General features: G+C 72.4%; 24 protein-coding genes. 15 read left to right on the top strand and 9 right to left on the bottom strand.

Annotated elements, in window-relative coordinates; genetic code table 11:
* The first annotated feature begins 14 nt into the window (after positions 1–14).
* The 5 genes from ychF (at position 15) to ACFWE1_RS02930 (ending at position 3877) form a co-directional block, all read left to right on the top strand.
* Positions 15–1088, top strand: a complete 1074-nt coding sequence (ychF, locus tag ACFWE1_RS02950) for a redox-regulated ATPase YchF (protein WP_376932044.1) — start codon at positions 15–17, stop codon at positions 1086–1088.
* A gap of 23 nt (positions 1089–1111) precedes the next feature.
* Positions 1112–1828 carry a helix-turn-helix domain-containing protein gene (locus ACFWE1_RS02945; protein WP_376932043.1) on the top strand — a complete coding sequence of 239 codons (717 nt, stop codon included), beginning with the start codon at positions 1112–1114 and terminating at the stop codon, positions 1826–1828.
* 35 nt (positions 1829–1863) lie between these two features.
* A complete protein-coding gene (locus tag ACFWE1_RS02940) occupies positions 1864–2400 on the top strand; it encodes a VOC family protein (protein WP_376932042.1) in 537 nt (178 codons plus the stop codon).
* 100 nt (positions 2401–2500) lie between these two features.
* Entirely contained in the window at positions 2501–3127 is a 627-nt protein-coding gene (locus ACFWE1_RS02935) for a pentapeptide repeat-containing protein (protein ID WP_376932041.1), read from the top strand.
* Between the two features lie 234 nt (positions 3128–3361).
* Positions 3362–3877, top strand: coding sequence for a hypothetical protein (locus ACFWE1_RS02930; RefSeq protein WP_376932040.1), 516 nt, complete (start codon positions 3362–3364; stop codon positions 3875–3877).
* Positions 3878–3945: 68 nt separating this feature from the next.
* On the opposite strand, the gene ACFWE1_RS02925 is transcribed toward ACFWE1_RS02930, so the two are convergent.
* Positions 3946–4488, bottom strand: a complete 543-nt coding sequence (locus tag ACFWE1_RS02925) for a dihydrofolate reductase family protein (protein WP_376932039.1) — start codon at positions 4486–4488, stop codon at positions 3946–3948.
* A gap of 109 nt (positions 4489–4597) precedes the next feature.
* Here ACFWE1_RS02925 and ACFWE1_RS02920 point away from each other — a divergent pair, with 109 nt between their 5' ends.
* A complete protein-coding gene (locus ACFWE1_RS02920; RefSeq protein WP_376932038.1) occupies positions 4598–5221 on the top strand; it encodes a TetR/AcrR family transcriptional regulator in 624 nt (207 codons plus the stop codon).
* A 7-nt stretch (positions 5222–5228) separates the two neighbouring features.
* Here ACFWE1_RS02920 and ACFWE1_RS02915 read toward each other — a convergent pair whose 3' ends face one another.
* The 3 genes from ACFWE1_RS02915 to ACFWE1_RS02905 all read right to left on the bottom strand — a co-directional run bounded on the left by ACFWE1_RS02915 (position 5229) and on the right by ACFWE1_RS02905 (position 7411).
* Positions 5229–6218, bottom strand: coding sequence for a cation transporter (locus ACFWE1_RS02915; protein ID WP_376932037.1), 990 nt, complete (start codon positions 6216–6218; stop codon positions 5229–5231).
* A complete protein-coding gene (locus ACFWE1_RS02910; RefSeq protein ID WP_376932036.1) occupies positions 6215–6727 on the bottom strand; it encodes a hypothetical protein in 513 nt (170 codons plus the stop codon). Before ACFWE1_RS02910 ends, ACFWE1_RS02915 begins: the two co-directional genes overlap by 4 nt.
* A gap of 75 nt (positions 6728–6802) precedes the next feature.
* Positions 6803–7411, bottom strand: coding sequence for a CGNR zinc finger domain-containing protein (locus ACFWE1_RS02905; RefSeq protein ID WP_376932035.1), 609 nt, complete (start codon positions 7409–7411; stop codon positions 6803–6805).
* A gap of 66 nt (positions 7412–7477) precedes the next feature.
* Here ACFWE1_RS02905 and ACFWE1_RS02900 point away from each other — a divergent pair, with 66 nt between their 5' ends.
* Positions 7478–8713, top strand: coding sequence for an MFS transporter (locus tag ACFWE1_RS02900; protein WP_376932034.1), 1236 nt, complete (start codon positions 7478–7480; stop codon positions 8711–8713).
* A 23-nt stretch (positions 8714–8736) separates the two neighbouring features.
* On the opposite strand, the gene ACFWE1_RS02895 is transcribed toward ACFWE1_RS02900, so the two are convergent.
* Positions 8737–9312, bottom strand: a complete 576-nt coding sequence (locus ACFWE1_RS02895) for a 1-acyl-sn-glycerol-3-phosphate acyltransferase (RefSeq protein WP_376932033.1) — start codon at positions 9310–9312, stop codon at positions 8737–8739.
* 63 nt (positions 9313–9375) lie between these two features.
* On the bottom strand, positions 9376–9891 hold the full coding sequence (locus ACFWE1_RS02890) for a hypothetical protein (protein ID WP_376932032.1): 516 nt from the start codon (positions 9889–9891) through the stop codon (positions 9376–9378).
* A 93-nt stretch (positions 9892–9984) separates the two neighbouring features.
* Here ACFWE1_RS02890 and ACFWE1_RS02885 point away from each other — a divergent pair, with 93 nt between their 5' ends.
* The 4 genes from ACFWE1_RS02885 (at position 9985) to ACFWE1_RS02870 (ending at position 13623) form a co-directional block, all read left to right on the top strand.
* Positions 9985–10557 carry an RNA polymerase sigma factor gene (locus ACFWE1_RS02885; RefSeq protein WP_376932031.1) on the top strand — a complete coding sequence of 191 codons (573 nt, stop codon included), beginning with the start codon at positions 9985–9987 and terminating at the stop codon, positions 10555–10557.
* An 86-nt stretch (positions 10558–10643) separates the two neighbouring features.
* Positions 10644–11939: a hypothetical protein gene (locus ACFWE1_RS02880; RefSeq protein WP_376932030.1), complete on the top strand. Its 1296-nt coding sequence runs from the start codon at positions 10644–10646 to the stop codon at positions 11937–11939.
* Positions 11940–11995: 56 nt separating this feature from the next.
* On the top strand, positions 11996–12835 hold the full coding sequence (locus tag ACFWE1_RS02875; protein ID WP_376932029.1) for a DNA-formamidopyrimidine glycosylase family protein: 840 nt from the start codon (positions 11996–11998) through the stop codon (positions 12833–12835).
* Positions 12835–13623, top strand: coding sequence for a GNAT family N-acetyltransferase (locus tag ACFWE1_RS02870; protein ID WP_376932028.1), 789 nt, complete (start codon positions 12835–12837; stop codon positions 13621–13623). The genes ACFWE1_RS02875 and ACFWE1_RS02870 overlap by 1 nt, the downstream gene beginning before the upstream one ends.
* Positions 13624–13643: 20 nt before the next feature.
* On the opposite strand, the gene ACFWE1_RS02865 is transcribed toward ACFWE1_RS02870, so the two are convergent.
* Positions 13644–13862: a hypothetical protein gene (locus tag ACFWE1_RS02865; protein WP_376932027.1), complete on the bottom strand. Its 219-nt coding sequence runs from the start codon at positions 13860–13862 to the stop codon at positions 13644–13646.
* Between the two features lie 96 nt (positions 13863–13958).
* Here ACFWE1_RS02865 and ACFWE1_RS02860 point away from each other — a divergent pair, with 96 nt between their 5' ends.
* Together ACFWE1_RS02860 and ACFWE1_RS02855 are read left to right on the top strand one after the other, a co-directional pair.
* A complete protein-coding gene (locus tag ACFWE1_RS02860) occupies positions 13959–14819 on the top strand; it encodes an Fpg/Nei family DNA glycosylase (protein ID WP_376932026.1) in 861 nt (286 codons plus the stop codon).
* Between the two features lie 43 nt (positions 14820–14862).
* On the top strand, positions 14863–15438 hold the full coding sequence (locus tag ACFWE1_RS02855) for a GNAT family N-acetyltransferase (protein WP_376932025.1): 576 nt from the start codon (positions 14863–14865) through the stop codon (positions 15436–15438).
* A 1-nt stretch (position 15439) separates the two neighbouring features.
* On the opposite strand, the gene ACFWE1_RS02850 is transcribed toward ACFWE1_RS02855, so the two are convergent.
* Complete coding sequence (locus ACFWE1_RS02850; protein ID WP_376932024.1) at positions 15440–16039, bottom strand: TOPRIM nucleotidyl transferase/hydrolase domain-containing protein; 600 nt, start codon at positions 16037–16039, stop codon at positions 15440–15442.
* A gap of 104 nt (positions 16040–16143) precedes the next feature.
* On the opposite strand from ACFWE1_RS02850, the gene ACFWE1_RS02845 reads away from it, so the two are divergent.
* Entirely contained in the window at positions 16144–16953 is an 810-nt protein-coding gene (locus tag ACFWE1_RS02845; RefSeq protein WP_376932023.1) for a putative protein N(5)-glutamine methyltransferase, read from the top strand.
* Between the two features lie 10 nt (positions 16954–16963).
* Here ACFWE1_RS02845 and ACFWE1_RS02840 read toward each other — a convergent pair whose 3' ends face one another.
* Positions 16964–17632, bottom strand: a complete 669-nt coding sequence (locus ACFWE1_RS02840; RefSeq protein ID WP_376932022.1) for a phosphoribosyltransferase — start codon at positions 17630–17632, stop codon at positions 16964–16966.
* A 122-nt stretch (positions 17633–17754) separates the two neighbouring features.
* Here ACFWE1_RS02840 and ACFWE1_RS02835 point away from each other — a divergent pair, with 122 nt between their 5' ends.
* A complete protein-coding gene (locus ACFWE1_RS02835; RefSeq protein WP_376932021.1) occupies positions 17755–19515 on the top strand; it encodes a VWA domain-containing protein in 1761 nt (586 codons plus the stop codon).
* Positions 19516–19629: the final 114 nt, after the last annotated feature.

Here is a 19629-nt window from a genome sequence, read left to right as displayed (position 1 = left end):
TACGATAGAGCCCCGTGGCTCTCACTATCGGCATCGTCGGCCTGCCCAACGTCGGCAAGTCCACCCTCTTCAACGCCCTCACCAAGAACCAGGTGCTCGCGGCGAACTACCCGTTCGCGACGATCGAGCCGAACGTGGGCGTCGTGAACCTGCCCGACCCGAGGCTCGAGACGCTCGCGGGCATCTTCGGCTCGGAGCGCATCCTGCCCGCCGCGGTGTCCTTCGTCGACATCGCCGGCATCGTGCGCGGGGCGAGCGAGGGCGAGGGCCTCGGCAACAAGTTCCTCGCCAACATCCGCGAGGCCGACGCGATCGCGCAGGTCGTCCGGGGCTTCACCGACGGCGACGTCGTGCACGTCGACGGCAAGGTCGACCCCAAGTCCGACATGGAGACGATCAACACCGAGCTGATCCTCGCCGACCTCGAGACCCTCGAGCGGGCCATCACTCGCTACGAGAAGGAGGTCAAGGGCAAGAAGCTCGACCCGTCCGTGCTCGCGACCGCCAAGGAGGCCCAGGAGGCCCTGCAGGCCGGCACCCCGCTCTCGGCGACGAAGATCGACCTCGAGCCCGTCAAGGAGCTCGGGCTGCTCACCGCGAAGCCCTTCATCTACGTCTTCAACGTCGACGAGGGCGTGCTGACGGATGCCGCGCGCAAGGCCGAGCTGGCCGCGCTCGTGGCGCCGGCGGAAGCGGTGTTCCTCGACGCGAAGATCGAGTCCGAGCTCATCGACCTCGACCCCGAGGACGCGGCGGAGCTGCTCGCCTCCACCGGCCAGGAGGAGTCGGGCCTCGACCAGCTCGCCCGCGTCGGCTTCGACACCCTCGGCCTGCAGACCTACCTCACCGCGGGCCCCAAGGAGTCGCGGGCCTGGACCATCCACAAGGGCTGGAAGGCGCCGCAGGCGGCGGGCGTCATCCACACCGACTTCGAGCGCGGCTTCATCAAGGCCGAGGTCATCTCCTTCGCCGACCTCGTCGACGCCGGCTCGGTCGCCGAGGCCCGCTCGCGCGGCAAGGCGCGCATGGAGGGCAAGGACTACGTCATGCAGGACGGCGACGTCGTGGAGTTCCGCTTCAACGTGTGAACGGTGCGCCACCGGAGCGTGTCGTGAGCGAACGCATGTACGAGGAGCAGCATCCTGAATCGCCCGTGATCGAGTGCATGTGGCAGGCGCGCGCGACGAAGGACGAGCGCTACCTGGTCGACGCGGTCGAGTACTGGGACCTGTGGTTCGCGCGCGAGCAGGACGGAGCGCTGCGCGCCGGGCTGTCCGGGCCGACGCTCGGACACCGCTGGATCCGCTCGACGATCGGTGAGCACAGTTGGGGCTTGCAGCTGAAGGCGCACGTCGTCCTGCCCGGGGTGAGCAAGCAGCTGCTGCTCGGCGGGGAGCAGCAGCTCGTCCTCGAGGAGCGCCGGGTCGTCATCGCGCAGCACGCCCTGCCGTTCCCGGAGTTCGGGGATCTCGAGGCCTTCACCGATCGGCTGCTCGAGCTCGACGTGCTGCGCGGCGACGACGAGGTCCGGCGGATGCTCTCCGGCGACGACGCGGGCTATTCGGAGCGGCACCGGCAACGCCGCGTCCGGGCTGCGACGGGGCTCACGCGCAAGCAGATCGCGCAGCTGGCCCGGGCGCGGGAGGCGTACGCCCTGCTGCTCCAGGGCGTGGCGCCGGTCGAGTGCGCTGCCCGTTGCGGCTTCGCGGATCAGGCCCATCTCACTCGCTCGCTGCGGATGTTCCACGGCCGGACCCCGGCGCAGGTGCTCTCCGGACAAGGGTGGCGGAATCCTTCAATACCTCGACCCGGCGGGATGATGCACTGAGGACTTCGCATCCACCACGAGGACAGGAGCACGCGATGTCTGCACCCGCCGCCCCCGAGGGCTACGCCACCGTCAACCCCTTCATCATCACGACGGACGCCGCCGAGCTGACCCGGTTCGTGATCGAGGTCTTCGGCGGCGAAGAGCGCGCCGAGGCCCGCACCATCGACGAGGACGGGCTGCTGCTGCAGGCCGAGGTGCGCGTCGGCACGACCACCGTCATGCTCGCCGAGCGCAAGCCGGACTGGCCGTTCACTCCGAGCCTGCTCCAGGTCTACGTCGACGACCTCGACGCGGTGCTCGAGCGCGCGCTCGCGCGCGGCGCGCGCCTCGTCACGAAGCCGACCGACTTCTTCGGCACGCAATTCGCCCGCGTGCAGGATGCGAGTGCGAACCTGTGGTGGATCTGGCAGCACGGCGACGCGGTCTGGGACGCGCAGGACGCTGAGAGCGAGTGGGGGGCCGAGAGCACCGACGGGGGATGGGGCGAGGTCTCGCCCGAGCTCGCCTACGTCCACGACACGCTGCTCGAGGCCATGACTGCCCTGAGAGATCCGAAGGACTCCCGCTGACCAGCGGGCGCCGGCCTTCGCGCGTTACCGCAGGCAAGGATTACGTCACGCATGCGGGCGAGTCGTGGAGTTCCGCTTCAACGTGTGAGCGGCCGAGCCGATGCAGTCGACGAAGCGCCAGTTGCGCGAGCGGTGGACGCCCGAGCTCACGAGCGAGTTCGAGCGTGCGCTCGTCCGCGCCTTGCAGCGGCCAGGGTCCGCGTTTCCGGCGTCCCCGTTCGGAACGACCGCGGCGGGTCGCGTCGACGTGCGCGGTGCGCGGCTGACGAGGCCGATCCGGCACCTCGGGGCATCGGGCGTCGACCTGTCGGACGTCGTCTTCGCGGACGGGGCGTCGGTGATCGAGTCGGAGCTGGAGGACTGCGTCCTCGACCGGATCGACATGCGGCGCGTGTTCGTCAGACGACGCTTCGTGGACTGCAGCTTCGTCGGGGCGAAGCTCACCGGCGCTCGCCTCGGCGGCGTGTTCGAGGGCTGCGACTTCTCCGACGCAACCCTGTCGCGCTCCGTCGCGTCCGGCGTGCGGTTCGAACGCTGCAGCTTCACCGGCGCGAGCCTGCGGGACGTGATGTGGACGACGCGCTGCGTCTTCGACCACTGCGAGTTCGAGCACGTCGCCGCCTTCACCGGCTCCGTCGCCGGCAGCGTGTTCATCGGCCCGACGCCGCCCGACCTCGGCGGATGCATCGTCGACCACGTGCAGTACGAAGGCGGCTCGCCGGTCTGAGCTGCTTGCTCGGCCGCCGCGATTCGCGTTTGGGATTCCATCGGCGCGCGGCTTCCTGGTCGTGTGGGCGTAGTTCGCCGCCGGGCTTCGTCGGAGAGTTCGCCGGAGGAGTCGGCCATCGCGGGCTCCGCATCTCTGGTTCCTGGATTACTCTGGATACCAAGAATCCGTCCCCGGCAGAAAGGCCCCCGTTCCATGCGCAGAACCGCACTCCTCGCCCCCGCTTGCCTCGCAGTGCTGGTCCTCGCCGGCTGCTCCAGTGCGCCGACCGAGGCGAGCATCGGGGAGCAGCTCGAGGTGGGCGTGCGCCAGGCGGAGGTCGACGCCACCGCAGCGGTCACCGTCACCGAGGTGTCCTCGATGTCGGTCGCCGAGGCGAAGGGTGAATTGCAGCTCCCCGACGCGTATGACGACGGCACGGTCTTCCTGGTCCGGTTCGAGGCGGTTCTCCTGGAGGGCGAATACCCGGAGGACAGCGTCTACGGCTTCGGGATCGAGAACTGGGCGGCCGCGGGCAAGGATGACGTCGACGTCGTCACGATCAACGCTCGACCGGACGTGAATGTCGACGGCTGCGCGGTGTTCTCCAGGGATGACGCGAAGGAATTCGCTTCCGGCGTGGAGGTTTCCTCCTGCGTGCTCTTCGCCAGCGAGCGCGCGGACGCGGCGATCGAGTCGGTCGTCTACGGCCAGAAGTCCGTCAGCCGTCGCGGCTCCGGCGACGGCTGGGCTTGGGCCGTCAACGGCTGAAACGCACTGAGTCCGGAGCGAAGCCTGTCGCTCGGATCCCGGGCCGCATCTCGGGACGAGCGCGAGTCCTACCGCAGCACTCGGTACCGCAGGTGCGTCTCGCTCGCGTAGGCCGAGGTCTCGAGCCGTTCGAGCTCGATCCGCTGCCCCAGCCCGGCGAACAGGGAGATGCCCTCGCCGAGGAGCACCGGTGCCACGTCGAGGTGGAGCTCGTCGACGAGTCCGAGCTGCAGGCACTGCCGCGAGATGCTGCCGCCGAGCAGGCTGACCCAGCGGTCGCCGGCGGCTGCCGAGGCCAGCGCGACCGCCTCGGCGATGTCGTCCACGACGAAGGTGTAGGTGGTGCCGTCGCGCTCGATCGGCTCGTGGGAGCGGTGGGTCATCAGGTAGACGGGCACCTTCAGCATGCCGCCGTAGGGGAGTTCGCCGTCTTCGATGGTCTGCGAGCGGTTCGCGCCGCCGACGACCGCGCCGATGCGAGCCATCACGTCTTCGACGACGGCGTCGTCCTCGGGGGCGGAGGGGCGTCCGAACATCCAGTCGACGCCGCCGTCTGGGTCGGCGAGGAAGCCGTCGAGGGTGATGGTGGCATGGACGATCACGGTGGCCATGCGGCGCTCCTTCGCGGATACGGCTAGTAGTGAGTCGGTTGACTCACCTCTGGAAGGTACTGTGCTCGAAGAGGTGAGTCAAGGCACTCGTCTCTGCGATACTGGCCGGATGGCACGCGGAACCTCGTCCTACCATCGCGAGCTGGCGACGTCGAAGCGCGAGTCCGTGCTGGCTGCCGCGACCGAGCTCTTCCTGGAGGACGGCTACGATCGCACCTCGCTCGCGCGGATCGCCGAGCGGGCGGGCGTCTCCAAGGCCACGCTCTTCAAGCAGTTCCCGACGAAGGCGGCGCTGTTCGAGGCGACGGTGCTCGCCGCCGGCGGCAGGGCCGTGCCGGAGCCCGTCGACGTGCCGCTCGCAGACTTTGCCGCCGGCCTGGTGGTGCTCGGCCGCGCCTACGCCGAGCTCGTGACCCGGCCCGAGATGACCGCGCTCATGCGCACCGTGATCGCCGAGTCGCCCCGGTTCCCCGAGCTGCGCGAGCGCACCTTTGATTTCGGCACCCTGCCGGTGCTCGCGGCGCTGGGACGCTACCTCCGGGATGCGCACGCGGCCGGGGTCGCCGAGATCGACGATCCCGACACGGCATCCGCCCAGTTCCTCGGCATGATCGCGTCGTCGGTCTTCTGGCCCCGGCTCGTGCACGGCACCTGGTCGATCACCGACGAGGAGCAGGACCAGGTCATCGAGGCCGCCGCCCGCACGATCGCCGCCCGCTACGGCGCCCCCTGAGCAGACCTCAGGCGCTGAGCGCGCGGTCGGCCTCGCTCGGCAGCTCCTCGACCGGCACCACCACGACGTCCTGCACCTTCCAGTCGAGCCGGGTGATGCCTTCGGAGGCCGCGGAGAGTGCTTCCGTGCGCACCTTGGCTCGGCGTGGCACGACGAACGCCTCGACGTGGAAGACCTGCCCCTCGTCGCGCAGCCGCACGCCGGCGTCCACCACCCAGGGCAGGCTTCGCAGGTACCGGGTGATCTCGCCCGCGAGCGGGTGCGGCTTCTTGTCGTCGTAGCTGCGCGCACGCTGGTCCATGAGGTCGATGACCGCGCCCTTGGTGTTGCGCACGCCGTCCCAGACGATGCCGATCGAGATGAAGAGCGCGGCGGCGCCGTCGAGCCACCAGATGCCGAGGCCGATGCCCAGCACGCCGACGATGGACGCCGCGTTCGTCTGCCAGTCGGCTTTCGCCATGTCGGCGTCGGCGTAGAGCAGCTTGTTGTGCAGCACCGGCGCGAGCTTCGCCTTCGCCGGGCCGTAGATGAACACGGGACCGACGACGACGATCACCATCACGGCGATCATGAGCCAGCCGAGCCAGATCGTCTTGCCGAACAGCTGAACGGTGCCGATCGTGGGATGCTCGGCGGCGATGAGGCCGGTCACGGCCTCGACGGCGAGGTTGAGGCCCACGGCGAGGAGGGCGATGCCGGCGACGAGGTGACCCACGCCCATCGCGCGGTGGAGGCCGTAGGGATGCTTCACCGTCGGCCGTCGCCGCACGAAGATGACCGCGGTGAGGAACGCGAGCTGGGGGAGGAGCGAGAGCATGTCCTCGATCCAGGCGGTGCGCATCGCCTGCGATCCGCCGACGACGAAGGCGACGACGGTGATCGTGATCGAGGTGTACACGATCGTGAACAGCTCCCAGCGGATCGCCTTCTTGAGCGCGATCCGCTGCTTCTCGGGCAGGTCGGTGCGGCCGAACTGGGCACTGCTCGGCCGGGTCATCCGCCGACCTCCTCGTCGAGGTAGCGCTCCAAGGCTGAGAGGAACGCGTTCTCACCCATCGGCACGAGCAGCACGAGGCTGCGTCCGTCGGCGTGCTCGATGTCCCGGTACCCGCGCGTGAGGCCCGCCCGCTCGATCCACGGGGTCTGGTCGGTGAACCCGCCGATCACCAGGTCGAGCTCGCCGTCCTCCAGGGCGGTGACGAGCGTCTCCTCGCTGCCGACACGCCAGCTCACCCGTGCGTCGATGGTGTCGGCGAAGCCGCGCACGAGCTCGGGGAGCGGTCCCGCGGGGCTCGGCCCATCGGTTTCGACGAGTCCCGGCTCCTCGACGGCGCCGACGCGGAGCTCTCCGCCGCTGACGCGGTCGAGCGTGCCGTCCGGGTCGCTCGGGACCTGCATGCCGCACGCGGCGAGGGAGAGGGCGGCGAGGCAGGCGACGACGCCCAGCAGGAGCCGTCTCGCCGCACGACCGCCGGGTGACTGCACACCGTTCACGGAGCTTCGCACCCGCCCATCATCGCCGAGCAGCGGGGCTGGCCGCAGCTGCTTGACGAGCCGGTGCGCGATCTGCCATAGGCGGAATCAGCGCTGCGATGCCGCCTCGCGCCGGAGCCGTTCGGCGTGCGCCCGGACGCGGTTGCGGTTGCCGCAATCGGCGGAGCTGCACCAGCGGCGGTTGTGCTGCCGGGAGGTGTCGAGGAACACCCAGCCGCAGTGCCGGTCCTCGCAGCGGTGGAAGCCCGAGAGCGCGGGGGAGGCGAACAGTCGGGCGAACTCGAGCGCGAGCAGGTGTCGCGGCGTGCCGAGCGCCAGCGTGCGCGGGTGCCAGGCCCAGGTGCCGTCCGCGCTGCGCTCGAGGCGGCTCGCCGCGTGCGCCAGTGGCAGCTCCCGCTCGAGCACGGTGGGCGAGCTCGCGTCGCCGGTGAGGGCGGCGTAGCTGTCGTCGCGGAGGGCCAGGATGGCGGTGTGCTCCGCGGCCGCGGCCGAGGGATCGGCGTCGGCGAGCTCGTCGAGACGCTCGGCCGCAGCCGGGGCGAGCAGCTCGACGCGCTCGAGCCAGGCGAGCACGTGCGCGTAGCTGCGCAGTCGCTCGCCGCGGCGCTCGGGGTCGAGCCGCCAGTCGACGGTGTTGCAGAAGTCGAGCGCGACGTCGCCGCCGAGCCGGGAGACGGCGAGCTCCGGCATCCGCATCGCGCGCTCCTCTCGCCCTCTGCTACCTTCGGCCTAATGATCATAACGCTGATAGGGGGTTAGCGAATGCCGAAGCGCTCCGGCTTCGCGGCCCTCTGGGCCTCGCAGGCGACGTCCAACACCGCCGACGGCATCCTCGCCGCGGCCGCGCCCCTGCTCGTGGCCTCGCTCACCCGGGACCCCGTGATCGTGGCGGGGATGACGGTCGTGCAGTTCCTGCCCTGGCTCGTGTTCACGCTGCCCGCCGGCGCCCTCACCGACCGGATGGACCGGCGCACGCTCCTCGTCGCGGGCAACCTCCTCCGAGCGCTCGGCTTCGCCCTGCTCGCCGTGTCGGTCGCGGTCGGCTGGCAGAGCGTGTGGCTGCTCTACGCCGCCGTCTTCGTGGCCGGCACCGCGGAGACGATCGTCGACAACGCCGCGCTGACGGTGCCACCGCGGCTCGTGCCGCGCGCGCAGCTCGAACGCGCGAACGGGCGCCTCTTCGCGACCCAGTCGGTCGTGAACACCTTCGTCGGGCCGCCGATCGGCTCGTTCCTCATGGCGGTGGCGGCGACGCTCGCGTTCTTCACGAGCGCCGGACTCTTCGCCGTCGCGGCCGCGGCCGCGCTGCTGCTCCCGCAACTCCGCCCGACGGCTCACGACGCCGATGCCGCTGCGGCGGACGGTCCGCCGCGCAGGCCGAACTCCGTGGTCGCCGACATCGCGGCGGGATGGGGGCACTTCTGGCGGCATCGGCTGCTGCGCCGGGTCGCACTCATCTCGGCATCCTTCAACTTGTTCGGCACCGCGACCGGCGCGATCCTCGTGCTGCTCGCGACCGGGCCGCTCGGAGTGCCGGAGGCCTGGTACGGCCTGTTCATCGCGGTCCCCGCGGCGGGCGCCATCCTCGGCTCGCTCATCGCGGAGCGCGTCATCCCGCGCATCGGCGGCGGGCCCGTGATGTGGGCCGCCGCGCTCGTGCCGGCGGCGAGTTTCGCGGTGCTCGGCCTGAGCACGAATCTCGTGCTCGTGCTCGTCGGCATGTTCCTCGCGGCCGTCGCGACCGCGTGCAACCAGATCGTCGTCTCGACGCTGCGTCAAGCCGCCGTGCCGGACGCGCTGCTCGGGCGGGTGACCGCCGCGTACCGCCTCATCGTGCTCGGCGCGGTGCCGTTCGGCGGCCTCGCCGGCGGGCTGCTCGCGGGCGTGTTCGGCCTGCAGCCGACGTTCGTGATCGCGGCGGTCGGGCTCGCGCTCGCCGCAGTGCTGCTCATGCCCGGCGTCACGAGCGAGGCGCTGCGCCGGGCCGAGCTCGGCTGACGCTCAGGGCTTTCCGCTGACGCTCAGCGCAGCGCGAGCTCTTCGCGCAGGCGCGGCTCCACCCGCAGCTCGGGCCGGAGTCCCGCCTTATCGGCGTAGAACGCGCGGATCCGGTCCATATCGGCGCCGAGATCGTCGCCGAGGGCGAACGTCGGTCCGAGGCCCGTGGTCATCGTGGTGCGGTCGACGAAGCCGAGCGTCACTGGCATCCCCGTCGCCTTGGCGATGCGGGCGAAGCCCGACTTCCAGTACTCGTGCGGCCCGCGGGTGCCGTCGGGCGTCACGACGAGCCCGAACACCTTGCCCGCGTGCACTTCGGCGACGACCTCGTCGACGACGCGCGCGGGATCCGCGCGGTCCACTGGGATGCCGCCGAGGCGGCGCATGATCGGGCCGCGCCAGCCGGCGAACAGGCTCTTCTTGCCGAGCCAGCGCACGTCGATGCCGAGCCGCCAGGCGATGGCCAGCATGAGCACGAAGTCCCAGTTCGAAGTGTGCGGGGCGCCGATCAGCACCGTGGGCTGCGTGGGCGCGGGCGACCCGGTGAGCGTCCACCGGCTGCAGGCCCAGTAGACGCGGGAGGCGAGTCGTCGAAGCATTCACCAACGGTACGCGCGCCGGTATGCCCGCCCGCGCATACGGTCCGTTGCGCAGGCCCCGCGCTATGTCTCGGGAGAGTCTGCGAGCTCCGGGAAGAGCGCGCGAACGAGCGGGTGCCGCGGACCGCCCGGCTCGGCCAGCTCGGTGAGCAGCGCCCCGAAGTCGTCGGCGACGACGCTCGTCTCCTCGAACTCCGGACCGCCGCCGTGCACGATCCGGCCGTCCGAGCGGATGGCGAGGTACTCGTAGTCGCCGCGCACCGAGAGGAGCACCGGAAGATGCCCGGCCCAGAATGCGGCGACGGCGGCGGTCTGCTCGGGGTCGACGGCGGCGTCGAGGCCGAGCTTCTCGAACTCGTTCCAGGCGAACGCGGAGTCGGCCGTGCCGCGGTAGTCCTCGACCGAGAGGAACCAGACGGTGTCGTCCGCGTTGGCGAGCCGGCTGAACGCGACGGTCCAGGCGCCGAAGGCCGCGGGGAAGCTGAGCAGCGAGCGGGGGACCGGGCGTTGCTCGTCGAGCGGCGGCTCGAAGCCCCATCCAGCTCGGCGCAGGGCCTCGATCGTCGTGGCGGAATCCATCGTGTTCGACGATAGCGCGGTGTCGCCCGCCGTCATGCGCCACGAATCCGTGATCGCGTGCAAGACTCTCGCCGGACGCGACACAAACAGGGCGTGAAGCGCGCGAGCACCGACGAGATCGCCCCGGACGAGGGGAAGCCGATGCCCGAGGACCCGAGCGGTCGTCCCGAGCCGGACGACGAGCCTGGCTGGTTCGAGGCGGTCGTGCGCGAGCACGCCGGGGCGCTCGTGCGCTACTTCGCCCGGCGTGGTCCGCGCCAGGACGCGGAGGACCTCGCGGCGGAGGTCTTCGCGACGGCGTGGCGCCGCCGCGCGGACGTGCCACGCGACGCGGTGCTGCCGTGGCTGTACCGCACGGCGGGGTACACCCTCGCGAACCACCGCCGCAAGCTCGTCGATCTGCCGGTCGAGACCGTGCCGGAGCAGGGGACGAGCGCGGTCTCCGAGGATCCGGAGCTGAGCGCGCTCTTCGACGCCGAACTCCGCGGCGCGCTCGAGAGCGTCGGCGAGCGGGATCGGCGCATCCTGCTGCTCCACGCGTGGGAAGGCCTCGACGGCGAGGAGCTCGCCGCGGTGCTCGGCATCAGCCGCTCCGGCGCGGATGCCGCACTCTCGCGCGCCCGGAAGCGGCTTCGCGAAGCGTGGGGCGAGCGCCTCGCCTTCTGACGGCCGGCCGAACGCTGCAAGGTCGGGCGCGCCGACGACATATCCCTGGTGACGGCGGCTCCGGCCCCGCGAGGAGAGGCGAGGACATGAACGACGACACGCACGACACGGGCGACCAGCTGGACCCGATGGCTCGGCTGCGCGCTGCCGACCCGGCCGCCGGCATCGAGCCGCGATCCGGCTTCGCCGAGGAGACGATCGCGAAGGCGACGACCGCGACGGAGGCCCCGGTCGCCGATCTCGGCAGCGAACGCGTCAAGCGGCGGCCGCGCTGGCTGCCGATCGCCGCGGTCGCCGCTTCGATGCTGGTGCTCGGCGGCGGTGCCGGGTATGCGGTGGCCGCACTCGGCGGGAACGACGGCACGACGCTCGCGGGTGCGCCCCCGATCTCGCTCTCGAACGGCCAGAACGGCGCGCAGGGGCAGGCCGGCGGCGGTCAGCCGGAGATGGCGCAGGACAAGGCGATGGCCGGCTCTGGGGCGTACGACTCGATGCCGTGGGGGTGGGGGCGCAACCACTTCACCTCGTCGGGTCTCTCGACCGAGGCGGGCAGTGCCGCCGGCTACGCGTTCGACCCCGGCTCCGCCGCGAACGCCGAGACGATCGGTGCGCTCGCCGCGGCGCTCGGCGTCGAGGGCGAGCCGGTGCTGCAGGACGGCAGCTGGATCGTCGGCCCGCAGGACGGCTCAGCGCCGTCGCTCTGGGTGACCCTCGATGGGGCGCTGAGCTTCTGGTACAACGATCCGTCGATCCAGCCCTGGAACTGCCCCGCCGACGGCGGCGAGTGCACCCCGAGCGGCGCACTGCCGAGCGAACAGGCCGCGATCGACGCGCTCCGCTCGATCCTGGCGGCGACCGGGCACGACACCGACGCCTTCGCCTACGACTCGCAGACCTGGGAGGGCGCGGTCACCCGCACCGCGCAGGCCTGGCCCATCGTCGACGGGCAGCGCATCGACCAAGGGTGGTCGATCGAGCTCGCCGAGGAGGGGACCGTCTCGGTCTCCGGTGCCCTCGCCCCGATCATCGGGCTCGGCGAGTACCCGATCGTGAGCGCCGACGAGGCCTTCGGGCGCTTGTCCGACCCGCGGTTCGGCGCCCAGCGCTCGGGCGACGTGATCGCCCTGCGCACCGACGACACCACCGGCGGCGAGACCTGGGTGCCGCCGACCGCGCCGCCGGCGACGCCGGGCGAGGGGGCGGCCGTGTCGTGGCCGGTCGCGGAGGTGCACATCGTCGAGGCGCGGCTCGGGCTCGCCAGCCAGTGGCAGAGCGACGGCAGTGTGCTGATCGTCCCCGCCTACGAGTTCACCGACGCCGACGGCGGCACCTGGTCGGTCATCGCGGTCGCCGAGGACGCGCTCGACTTCGACACGGAGTGACCCGGCGGGCCACCCGATCGCGTGACGCCGTCGGCGGGACGTGAGAGGGTGGCCCCATGCCGGAGTCGCCAGAGGTGCAGGCGCTCGTCGACGAGCTCGGCGAGCGCATCGTCGGCCGCGCCGTTCGTGAAATCGACGTGCTCGAGTTCCGGGTCGTGAAGACCCGGCCGAGACCACCGGCCGAGCTCGTCGGCGCGCGAATCGCCCGCGTCGCCCGGCACGGCAAGCATCTCGAACTCGGCTTCGACGACGGCCGGCACCTCGTGATCTCCCTGGGCCGGCACGGCTGGGCGCGCTGGGGCGGGGCGGATGCCGCGGCCGACGCGCCCCCGGTGCTGCTCACGATCGGCTTCGACGACGGGCCCGCGCTCGAGCTGACCGACGCCGGGAGCTGGGTGTCGCTCGGCGTCTCCGTGGTCGACGACCCCGCCGAGGTGTCCGCGATCGCGAAGCTCGGGCCGGACCCGGCCGATCCCGCGTACTCGCGCGGCGACTTCGACCGGGCGTTCGCCGGGCGGCGCAAGCAGACGAAGGCCGTGCTCCAGGAGCAGGAGTCGATCGCCGGCATCGGCAACGCCTACTCGGACGAGATCCTCTTCCGGGCGAGGCGCTCGCCGGTGGCGCACGCGTCGAGCCTCTCCGGCGCGGAGCTCGACGCGCTCTTCGAGGCGACGGTGGGCGAGATCACCGAGGCCATCGCGGCGCGGCGGGGCGTCCCGATCGCCGAGCTCAAGGCGGCCAAGGTCGCCGCCATGCGGGTCCACGGCCGAACGGGGGAGCCCTGCCCCGGGTGCGGCGGCGTCATCCGGGACTTCGCCTTCGCCAGCACGGTGGGCCAGTACTGCCCGAGCTGCCAGACGGGCGGCGAGCTGCTGCCGGAACCGGCGGCGCAATGATGGGCGATCGCTCGGCACTGCTCCGGGCCTACGACGACGAGCTCCGCACCGACGCCGAGGTTCGTGAGGCGGAGGCCGTCGAACGGTTCGGTCCGCTGTTCATCGCCCGCTTCGGCGGCGGCCGCGGCTTCGTGAGCTACCGCGACCTCGGCGATGCGACGGCGGAGGGCATCGCTGGGCTCGTCGGCGAAGTCGCGCGGCGCTTCGCAGCCGACGATCGCATCGTCGAGGCGGAGTGGAAGACCCGGGGCCACGACGTCGCGCCTGGTCTCCATGATGCGCTGCTCGAGCACGGCTTCACCCCGGAGGAGCCCGAGTCCATCATGATCGGCGAGGCTCGACGACTCCTCGCCGACGTCGAGCTGCCGCCCGGGGTGGTGGTCCGACGCGTCGTCGAGGAGCACGAGGTGCGCGCGGCGAGTGCGATGCAGGACGAGGTGTTCGGCTCTCCGGTCTCCCGGGTCCGAGCCGACGAGCTGCTGCGCAAGCTCGCCCGAGGGGACGGCGTCGAGGAGTGGGCTGCCGAGGTCGACGGGCGGTTCGTCAGCGCCGGGCGCATCGAACCGGTGCCGGGCACGCGGTTCGCCGGCATCTGGGGCGGGGCGACCCGCGTGGAGTGGCGCGGCCGTGGCATCTACCGGGCGCTCACCTCGGCGCGGGCGCGCGCGGCGCTCGCACAGGGCAAGACGCTGATCACCAGCGACTCCACCGAGTTCTCGCGCCCCATTCTTGAGCGTTCCGGCTTCGTCAAGGTGTCGACGACGACGCCGTATGTCTGGCGGCGCTGAGCGCTCGTGGAAGTGTGCGCTCAGGCCGCGGCGTGCGAGATCGGGGCGACGAGGACGCGGATGGCGGCGTCAGGCGCAGCCGTGAACCGCCCGGCCGCGCCGTCGACGGTCGTGTAGTCGACGCGGATGCCTCGCCCGATGCGCCGGACGCGGGTGATCTCGTAGTGGCGGCCCGTGGTGTTCACGAGCGTGTCGCCGACCCGCAGTTCGCGGGTCTGCCGGAGCTCGATCTCGTTCATATTGAGAGTGTCTCAGCACCCACCGACATTCGGCTCGGCATCCGGCTGCAGGCCGAAGCGCTTCCGGATGTCGGCGGCGAGTGGCAGCATCGAGGCATGCCGGAGCTTCCCGAGGTGCAGGCGCTGACGGCGTTCCTCGACGAACGCACGGTCGGTCACGCCTTCGCGTCGTTGCGGGTCGCGGCCATCGCGGCGTTGAAGACCTTCGACCCGCCGTTGTCGGCCCTCGAGGGCCGCACCATCGAGCGGGTGACGAGGCACGGCAAGTTCGTCGACCTCGACACGGGCGAGGTGCACCTCGTCTTCCATCTGGCGCGCGCCGGCTGGCTGCGCTGGTACGACGAGCTGCCGGCGACCCCCGTGAAGCCGGGAAAGTCGCCGCTCGCGCTGCGGGTGCGGCTCGACGACGGCTCGGGATTCGACCTCACCGAGGCCGGCACCAAGAAGTCGCTCGCAGTCTCCGTCGTCCGCGACCCGGCCGAGGTGCCCGGCATCGCGAGGCTCGGCCCGGACCCCACGGCCGACGACTTCGCCCTCGCCGACTTCGCCGCCGTGCTCGAGGGGCGGCACACGCAGATCAAGGGACTGCTGCGCGATCAATCCGTGTTCGCCGGCATCGGCAACGCCTACTCCGACGAGATCCTGCACGCCGCGCGCATGTCTCCCTACGCGCTCGCCGCGAAGCTCACACCAGCCCAGGTCGAGCAGCTCTACACCGCGATGCGCGAGACGCTCGCCGAGGCGGTGGCCGAGGCATCCGGCAAACCGCCGGCCGAGCTGAAAGACGCGAAGCGGCGCGCCCTCCGGGTGCATGGCCGGGCGGGCCAGAGCTGCCCGGTGTGCGGCACCACCATCCGTCAGGTGATCTTCGCCGACTCCACGTTCCAGTACTGCCCCGGCTGCCAGACCGGCGGCAAGGTGCTCGCCGACCGGGTGCTGTCCCGCCTCGTCAAGTAGCCGCGGCGGCGACCGCGGCCGGTCGCTGGCAGACTGTGAAGCGATGACGACTGCGAACGTGTCCTGGCCCCGTCCCGCCGGCCGCCTCGAACTGCGGCTGCCGACCGCTGAACTCCTCGACTCCGTGTTGGAATGGCGCAACCGTCCGGAGGTCACCCGCTGGCTGCTGCGCACCACGGTCGAACCCGAGGCGTTCCGTGCCGCGTGGCTCGACAGCGTCGCCGACCCGAAGGACCACTCCGCGATCGCTCTGCTCGACGGCGAGGTCGTCGGCACCGGCTCGCTCTCGCTGAGCGATGCGATGGGGCAGAGCCACGTGCCCGACGGGCCGTGGCGCGGCGCCGAGGCCGACCTCGGCTACCTCATCGACCCGGCGCACGCCGGCGCCGGCCACGCGACCGAGATCGCCGCAGCGCTGCTGAGTCTCGCCTTCGACGAGCTCGGCGTGCACCGGGTGACGGCGGGCTGCTTCGCCGACAACATCGGCTCCTGGCGGGTGATGGAGAAGCTCGGCATGCGGCGCGAGCAGCACGGCGTGCGCGACTCCTGGCACGCCGAGCTCGGCTGGATCGACGGCTTCACCTACGCCATGCTCGCCGAGGAGTGGCGGGCGCGCTGAGTCAGCCGAGCTCCAGTTCGAGGCGGTCGAGCAGCCCCCGGATCGGCACGGGCGTCGTCGACGCGTCCAGACGTTCGGCGAGCCGCGCCGCGAGGGCGCGCTTGCGTCCCGCGCCGCTGCCGGCGAAACGGTGCAGCTGATCGGCGCGCGCGCGGTCGCGCCAGTCCGGCTGGCGTTGGAACGTCGCGAATCGGCCGGCGTCGCCGATCTCCCGCAGGGCGTCCTCGACGGCATCGGTGCCGAGCGCGCGGATGAGCTCGTCCTCGAGGTCGCGCACGCAGACGAAGAAGCCGCGCGCGGCGAGCCCGTCGCGGTCGGGCGGCGCACCGCCGTCGGCGATCGCCGACGCGACGAACCGCTCCTCGGGGGCGTCGGCGAGCCCGAGCACGACGGTGCGCGGCTGATCCGCCCGGAGCCGGGCGACGATGCGGCGGATGTTCGTGACCCCCTGCATCGGCACGAGCTCGGCTCCGCTCGCCCCGCCGTCGAAGCGGATGCCTCGCGAGGCCGCGAGGCGTTCGACGACGACGGCGTCGCTGTCGCCCTCGACCAGTACGGCGGCCCGAGGCGCCCTGCGGCCGGTGACTTCGAAGACGGGCATGATGCGCCCAGCCTGGCACCGGCGGGGTCGGTCCGCCAGCGCCGGCCCCACCCGAGTTGCCCGAAGCGCATGGAAGTCGGGCAACTCGGGAGGAGGATGGGGGCGTGACGAGCTCGCCCGCCCTCCAGGACCCCGCGGCGCTCGCCGCCCGACTGCGCGCCGCCGGCTGCGTCTACGCCGAGGAGGAGGCCGCGCTGCTCCTCGCGGCGGCGGCGTCGTCCTCCGCGGCGGCGACCGAACTCGAGCGGCTCGTCGTCCGGCGCGAGGCGGGGGAGCCGCTCGAGCAGCTGCTCGGCTGGGCCGAGTTCGACAGGCTCCGGCTGCAGCTCGAACCGGGCGCTTTCGTGCCGCGTGCGCGCACCCTGCTCGTCGCCCGGGAAGCCGTGCAGCTCGCCCGCCGCTCGGCCGCGCCCGCCACCGTGCTCGACCTCTGCTGCGGCGTCGGCGCGATCGGGGCGGTGCTGCAGCGAGCGCTGCCCGAGCTCGTGCTCGTTGCCGTGGACCTCGACGAGGCCGCCGTCGCGGCCGCGCGCCGCAACCTCGAGCCCGGTGGCGCCGTCGTGCGTCAGGGCGACCTCTTCGACGCGGTCCCCGCCGAGTTCCGTGGCGGCTTCGACGTCATCGCGGTGAACGCGCCCTACGTGCCGACCGCCGAGATCGCGCACATGCCGCCCGAGGCGCGCGAGCACGAGCACCGGCTCGCGCTCGACGGCGGCGCGGACGGGCTCGCCCTGCACCGCCGGATCGGGGCCGAGGCCGGCGGCTGGCTGCGACCGGGCGGCGCCGTCGTCATCGAGTGCGCCGAACGCCAGGCCGAGACCTCGGCGGCGCTGTTCGCGCGTGCCGGGTTCTCGAGCGCGATCCTCGTCGACGAGACCATCGATGCGACGGCGGTGCGCGCCCGGTTGCGCTGAACCCGAGCATTCAGTCGCGAGGCCCCGGCTGCAACAGCGCGTCGACCTCCTCGTCCGGCGTCTGAGCGAAATCGAGGTACCAGCTGCCGACCGCGCTGAATCCGATCGGGGCCGACAGCACGACCACCTCGTCGAAGCCGTCGAGCTCGGCGAGCGCCTGCGGCGACGCGACCGGAGCGGCGAGCACCACGCGGGCGGCACCGAGTGCACGGAGCACGCGCCCGGCCGCGGCGACGGTCGCGCCCGTCGCGATCCCGTCGTCGACGAGCACGACGGCCGCGTCGAGGATCGCGCCGGCCGAGGCATCCGTGCGCCACCTGGCCGCGCGACGCTCGACCTCGGCCGACTCGCGGGCGACGATCGCGGCGAGTTCCGCCTCGTCGACGTGCGCCGCCTCGATGACGTCGTCGTTCCACACCACGACCGCGTGGGCGCCCGAGCCCGAGCCGGTCTGCCCGACCGCCCCCATGGCGAGCTCCGGCTGCGCGGGTACCCCGAGCTTGCGCACGACGACCGCCTCGAGCGGCGCTGCGAGCCGGGCGGCCACCTCCGCCGCGACCGGCACGCCGCCTCGGGGGATCCCCACGACGACGAGCGGCTCCGGCCAGCTCGCTCGCCGGTGCTGCAGGGTTTCGCCGAGCAGGCGCCCGGCGTGGGCTCGATCGCGGAACGGTTCCATGACGTTCTCCGTCGTGCCATCCTCGCACGATCCCCTATGCTGTTCTCGTTCTCTTCCCCCTCGAACGGGGGAGCCCGTTCGAGGGGCGGCGGCGAAGCGGCCGGCGCTCACCTGGAGTGCACGTGGGACGACACAGCGACCCGGTACCCGAACCGGGAATCCGATCGCGCCGTGAAGCAAGACGAGCCGAGCGCCGCAGCGCCGGCACGCCCCGCCGTCGGCGCGCCCTGATCGCCGGCGGCGTCGCCGCCCTGCTCGTCGCCACCGGCGGCGCGCTCTGGGCGGGCGGCGTCATCGCACCGCCCGCGTCACCGGCCGCCGCCGAGGGGTGCCCCGAACGGCGTGCGATCGTCGTCGTCGCGGATCCGTCCATCGCCGACGCCGCGCGCCAGACCGCCGAGCGGCTCAACGCCGATGCCGAGGCGTGCCTCGCTGCCGAGGTCGTCGCGCAGGACTCCGCCGACACCGCCGCCGCGCTCGCCGCCGGCAGCTTCACGGGCGATGCCTGGATCCCCGACTCGAGCGTCTGGGTCGCCCGGCTGGGGGCGCTCGCCCAGTCCTTCGGCCGGCAGGCCCCGGTGCTCGACTCGCAGGGTTCCGTCGCCGTCTCGCCGGTGGTGCTCGCGACGCCGAGCGCCACGGTCGACGCGCTTCCGGTGGAGCCGAGCTGGGCGGCGGTGCGCGACCGCACGCTCACCGCGCTCCTCCCGGACCCCGAGGCCAGCGCAGCGAGCCTCGCCGCCCTCTCCGCGGTGCAGGCCGTGTCCGCCCCAGAGGAACCCCGCCAGCTCGCCGCGGCGATGCTCGCGCTCGGCCGGGTCATCCCCGCCTCGGCGGACGCGGCGATCTCGTCCGCGGCCGCCGGCTCGGTCGTCGTGATGAGCGAGTCCGAGGTCGCCCGCCACAACCGCGACCGTCCCGCGCAGCTGCTCGTCGCGAACTACCCGGCCGACGGCACCGTGGTCCTCGACTACCCGTTCGTGCGCGTGCCGGCGGCCGCGGGTTCCGGCTCGGCCGACGCCATCGCCGCCGCGCACGCCGAGACCGCGAGCGGCATCGTCGACTTCGAGGCCGCGCTGCGCGCCGAGTCCGCCCCGCTGCTGCACGCGGGACTCCGCCGCCCCGACGGCTCCGGCACGATCACGACTTCGGGCGTCAGCGCGGAGCTGCCCTTCCCCGACACCGTGCTCGAGACCGCGCTCGCCGCGGACTCGCTCGGCGCCGGGCAATTGGAGCTGCTGCGGCAGTGGGGCGTCATGACGCTCCGCTCGCGCATGCTCGCCGTCATCGACGTCTCCGGGTCGATGGCCGACCCGGCCGGCGACGGCCTGCGCCGGATCGACCTGTTCCAGCGAGCCGCCGGCGGCGCGCTGGCGCAGTTCTCTGGGGAGGTGCAGCTCGGCGTCTGGGTCTTCTCGACGGCGCGCGACGGCGAGCGCGACTGGGAGGAGCTCGCCCCGATCGCCCCGCTGGCCGACGCGGGGCACACGGCGCAGGTGATGGGCGTGGTCGCCTCCCTGCCGGACCGGCTCGGCGGGGCGACGGGCCTCTACGACACGACCCTCGCCGCGGTCGATCGCGTGCGCGAGGGCTACGACCCGAAGAAGATGAACTCGGTGCTCCTCATCACCGATGGCCGCAACGAGGACGAGAGCGGTCTGGGGCTCGACCAGCTGCTCTCGCAGCTCGCGGAACGACAGGACCCGGAGCGACCGGTGCCGGTCATCATGGTCGGCTTCGGTCCAGACACCGATCTCGAGGCGATGCAGCGCATCGCCGAGGTGACCGGCGGCGCCGCGTACTCGGCGACGAAGCCCGAAGACCTCGGCATCGTGCTCGTGGACGCGCTGTCGCAGCGCGCCTGCCGTCCCGACTGCGGCTGAGCGAGACGACGTCGGGCTCGGAACCCGACGGTGCCGAGGGAGACGCCGGTCGGGTAGAGGTTGGTTCCGGAGGCAATAGGTAAGTCCTCACACCGGTGAGTAGGGCTGGGTGCG

The organism is Agromyces sp. NPDC060279 (assembly GCF_042726785.1).
In the GTDB taxonomy this organism is placed as follows: Bacteria; Actinomycetota; Actinomycetes; order Actinomycetales; family Microbacteriaceae; genus Agromyces.
Note: the sequence above shows the minus strand (reverse complement) of the source record. Positions and strands in the feature narration are given on the sequence as shown.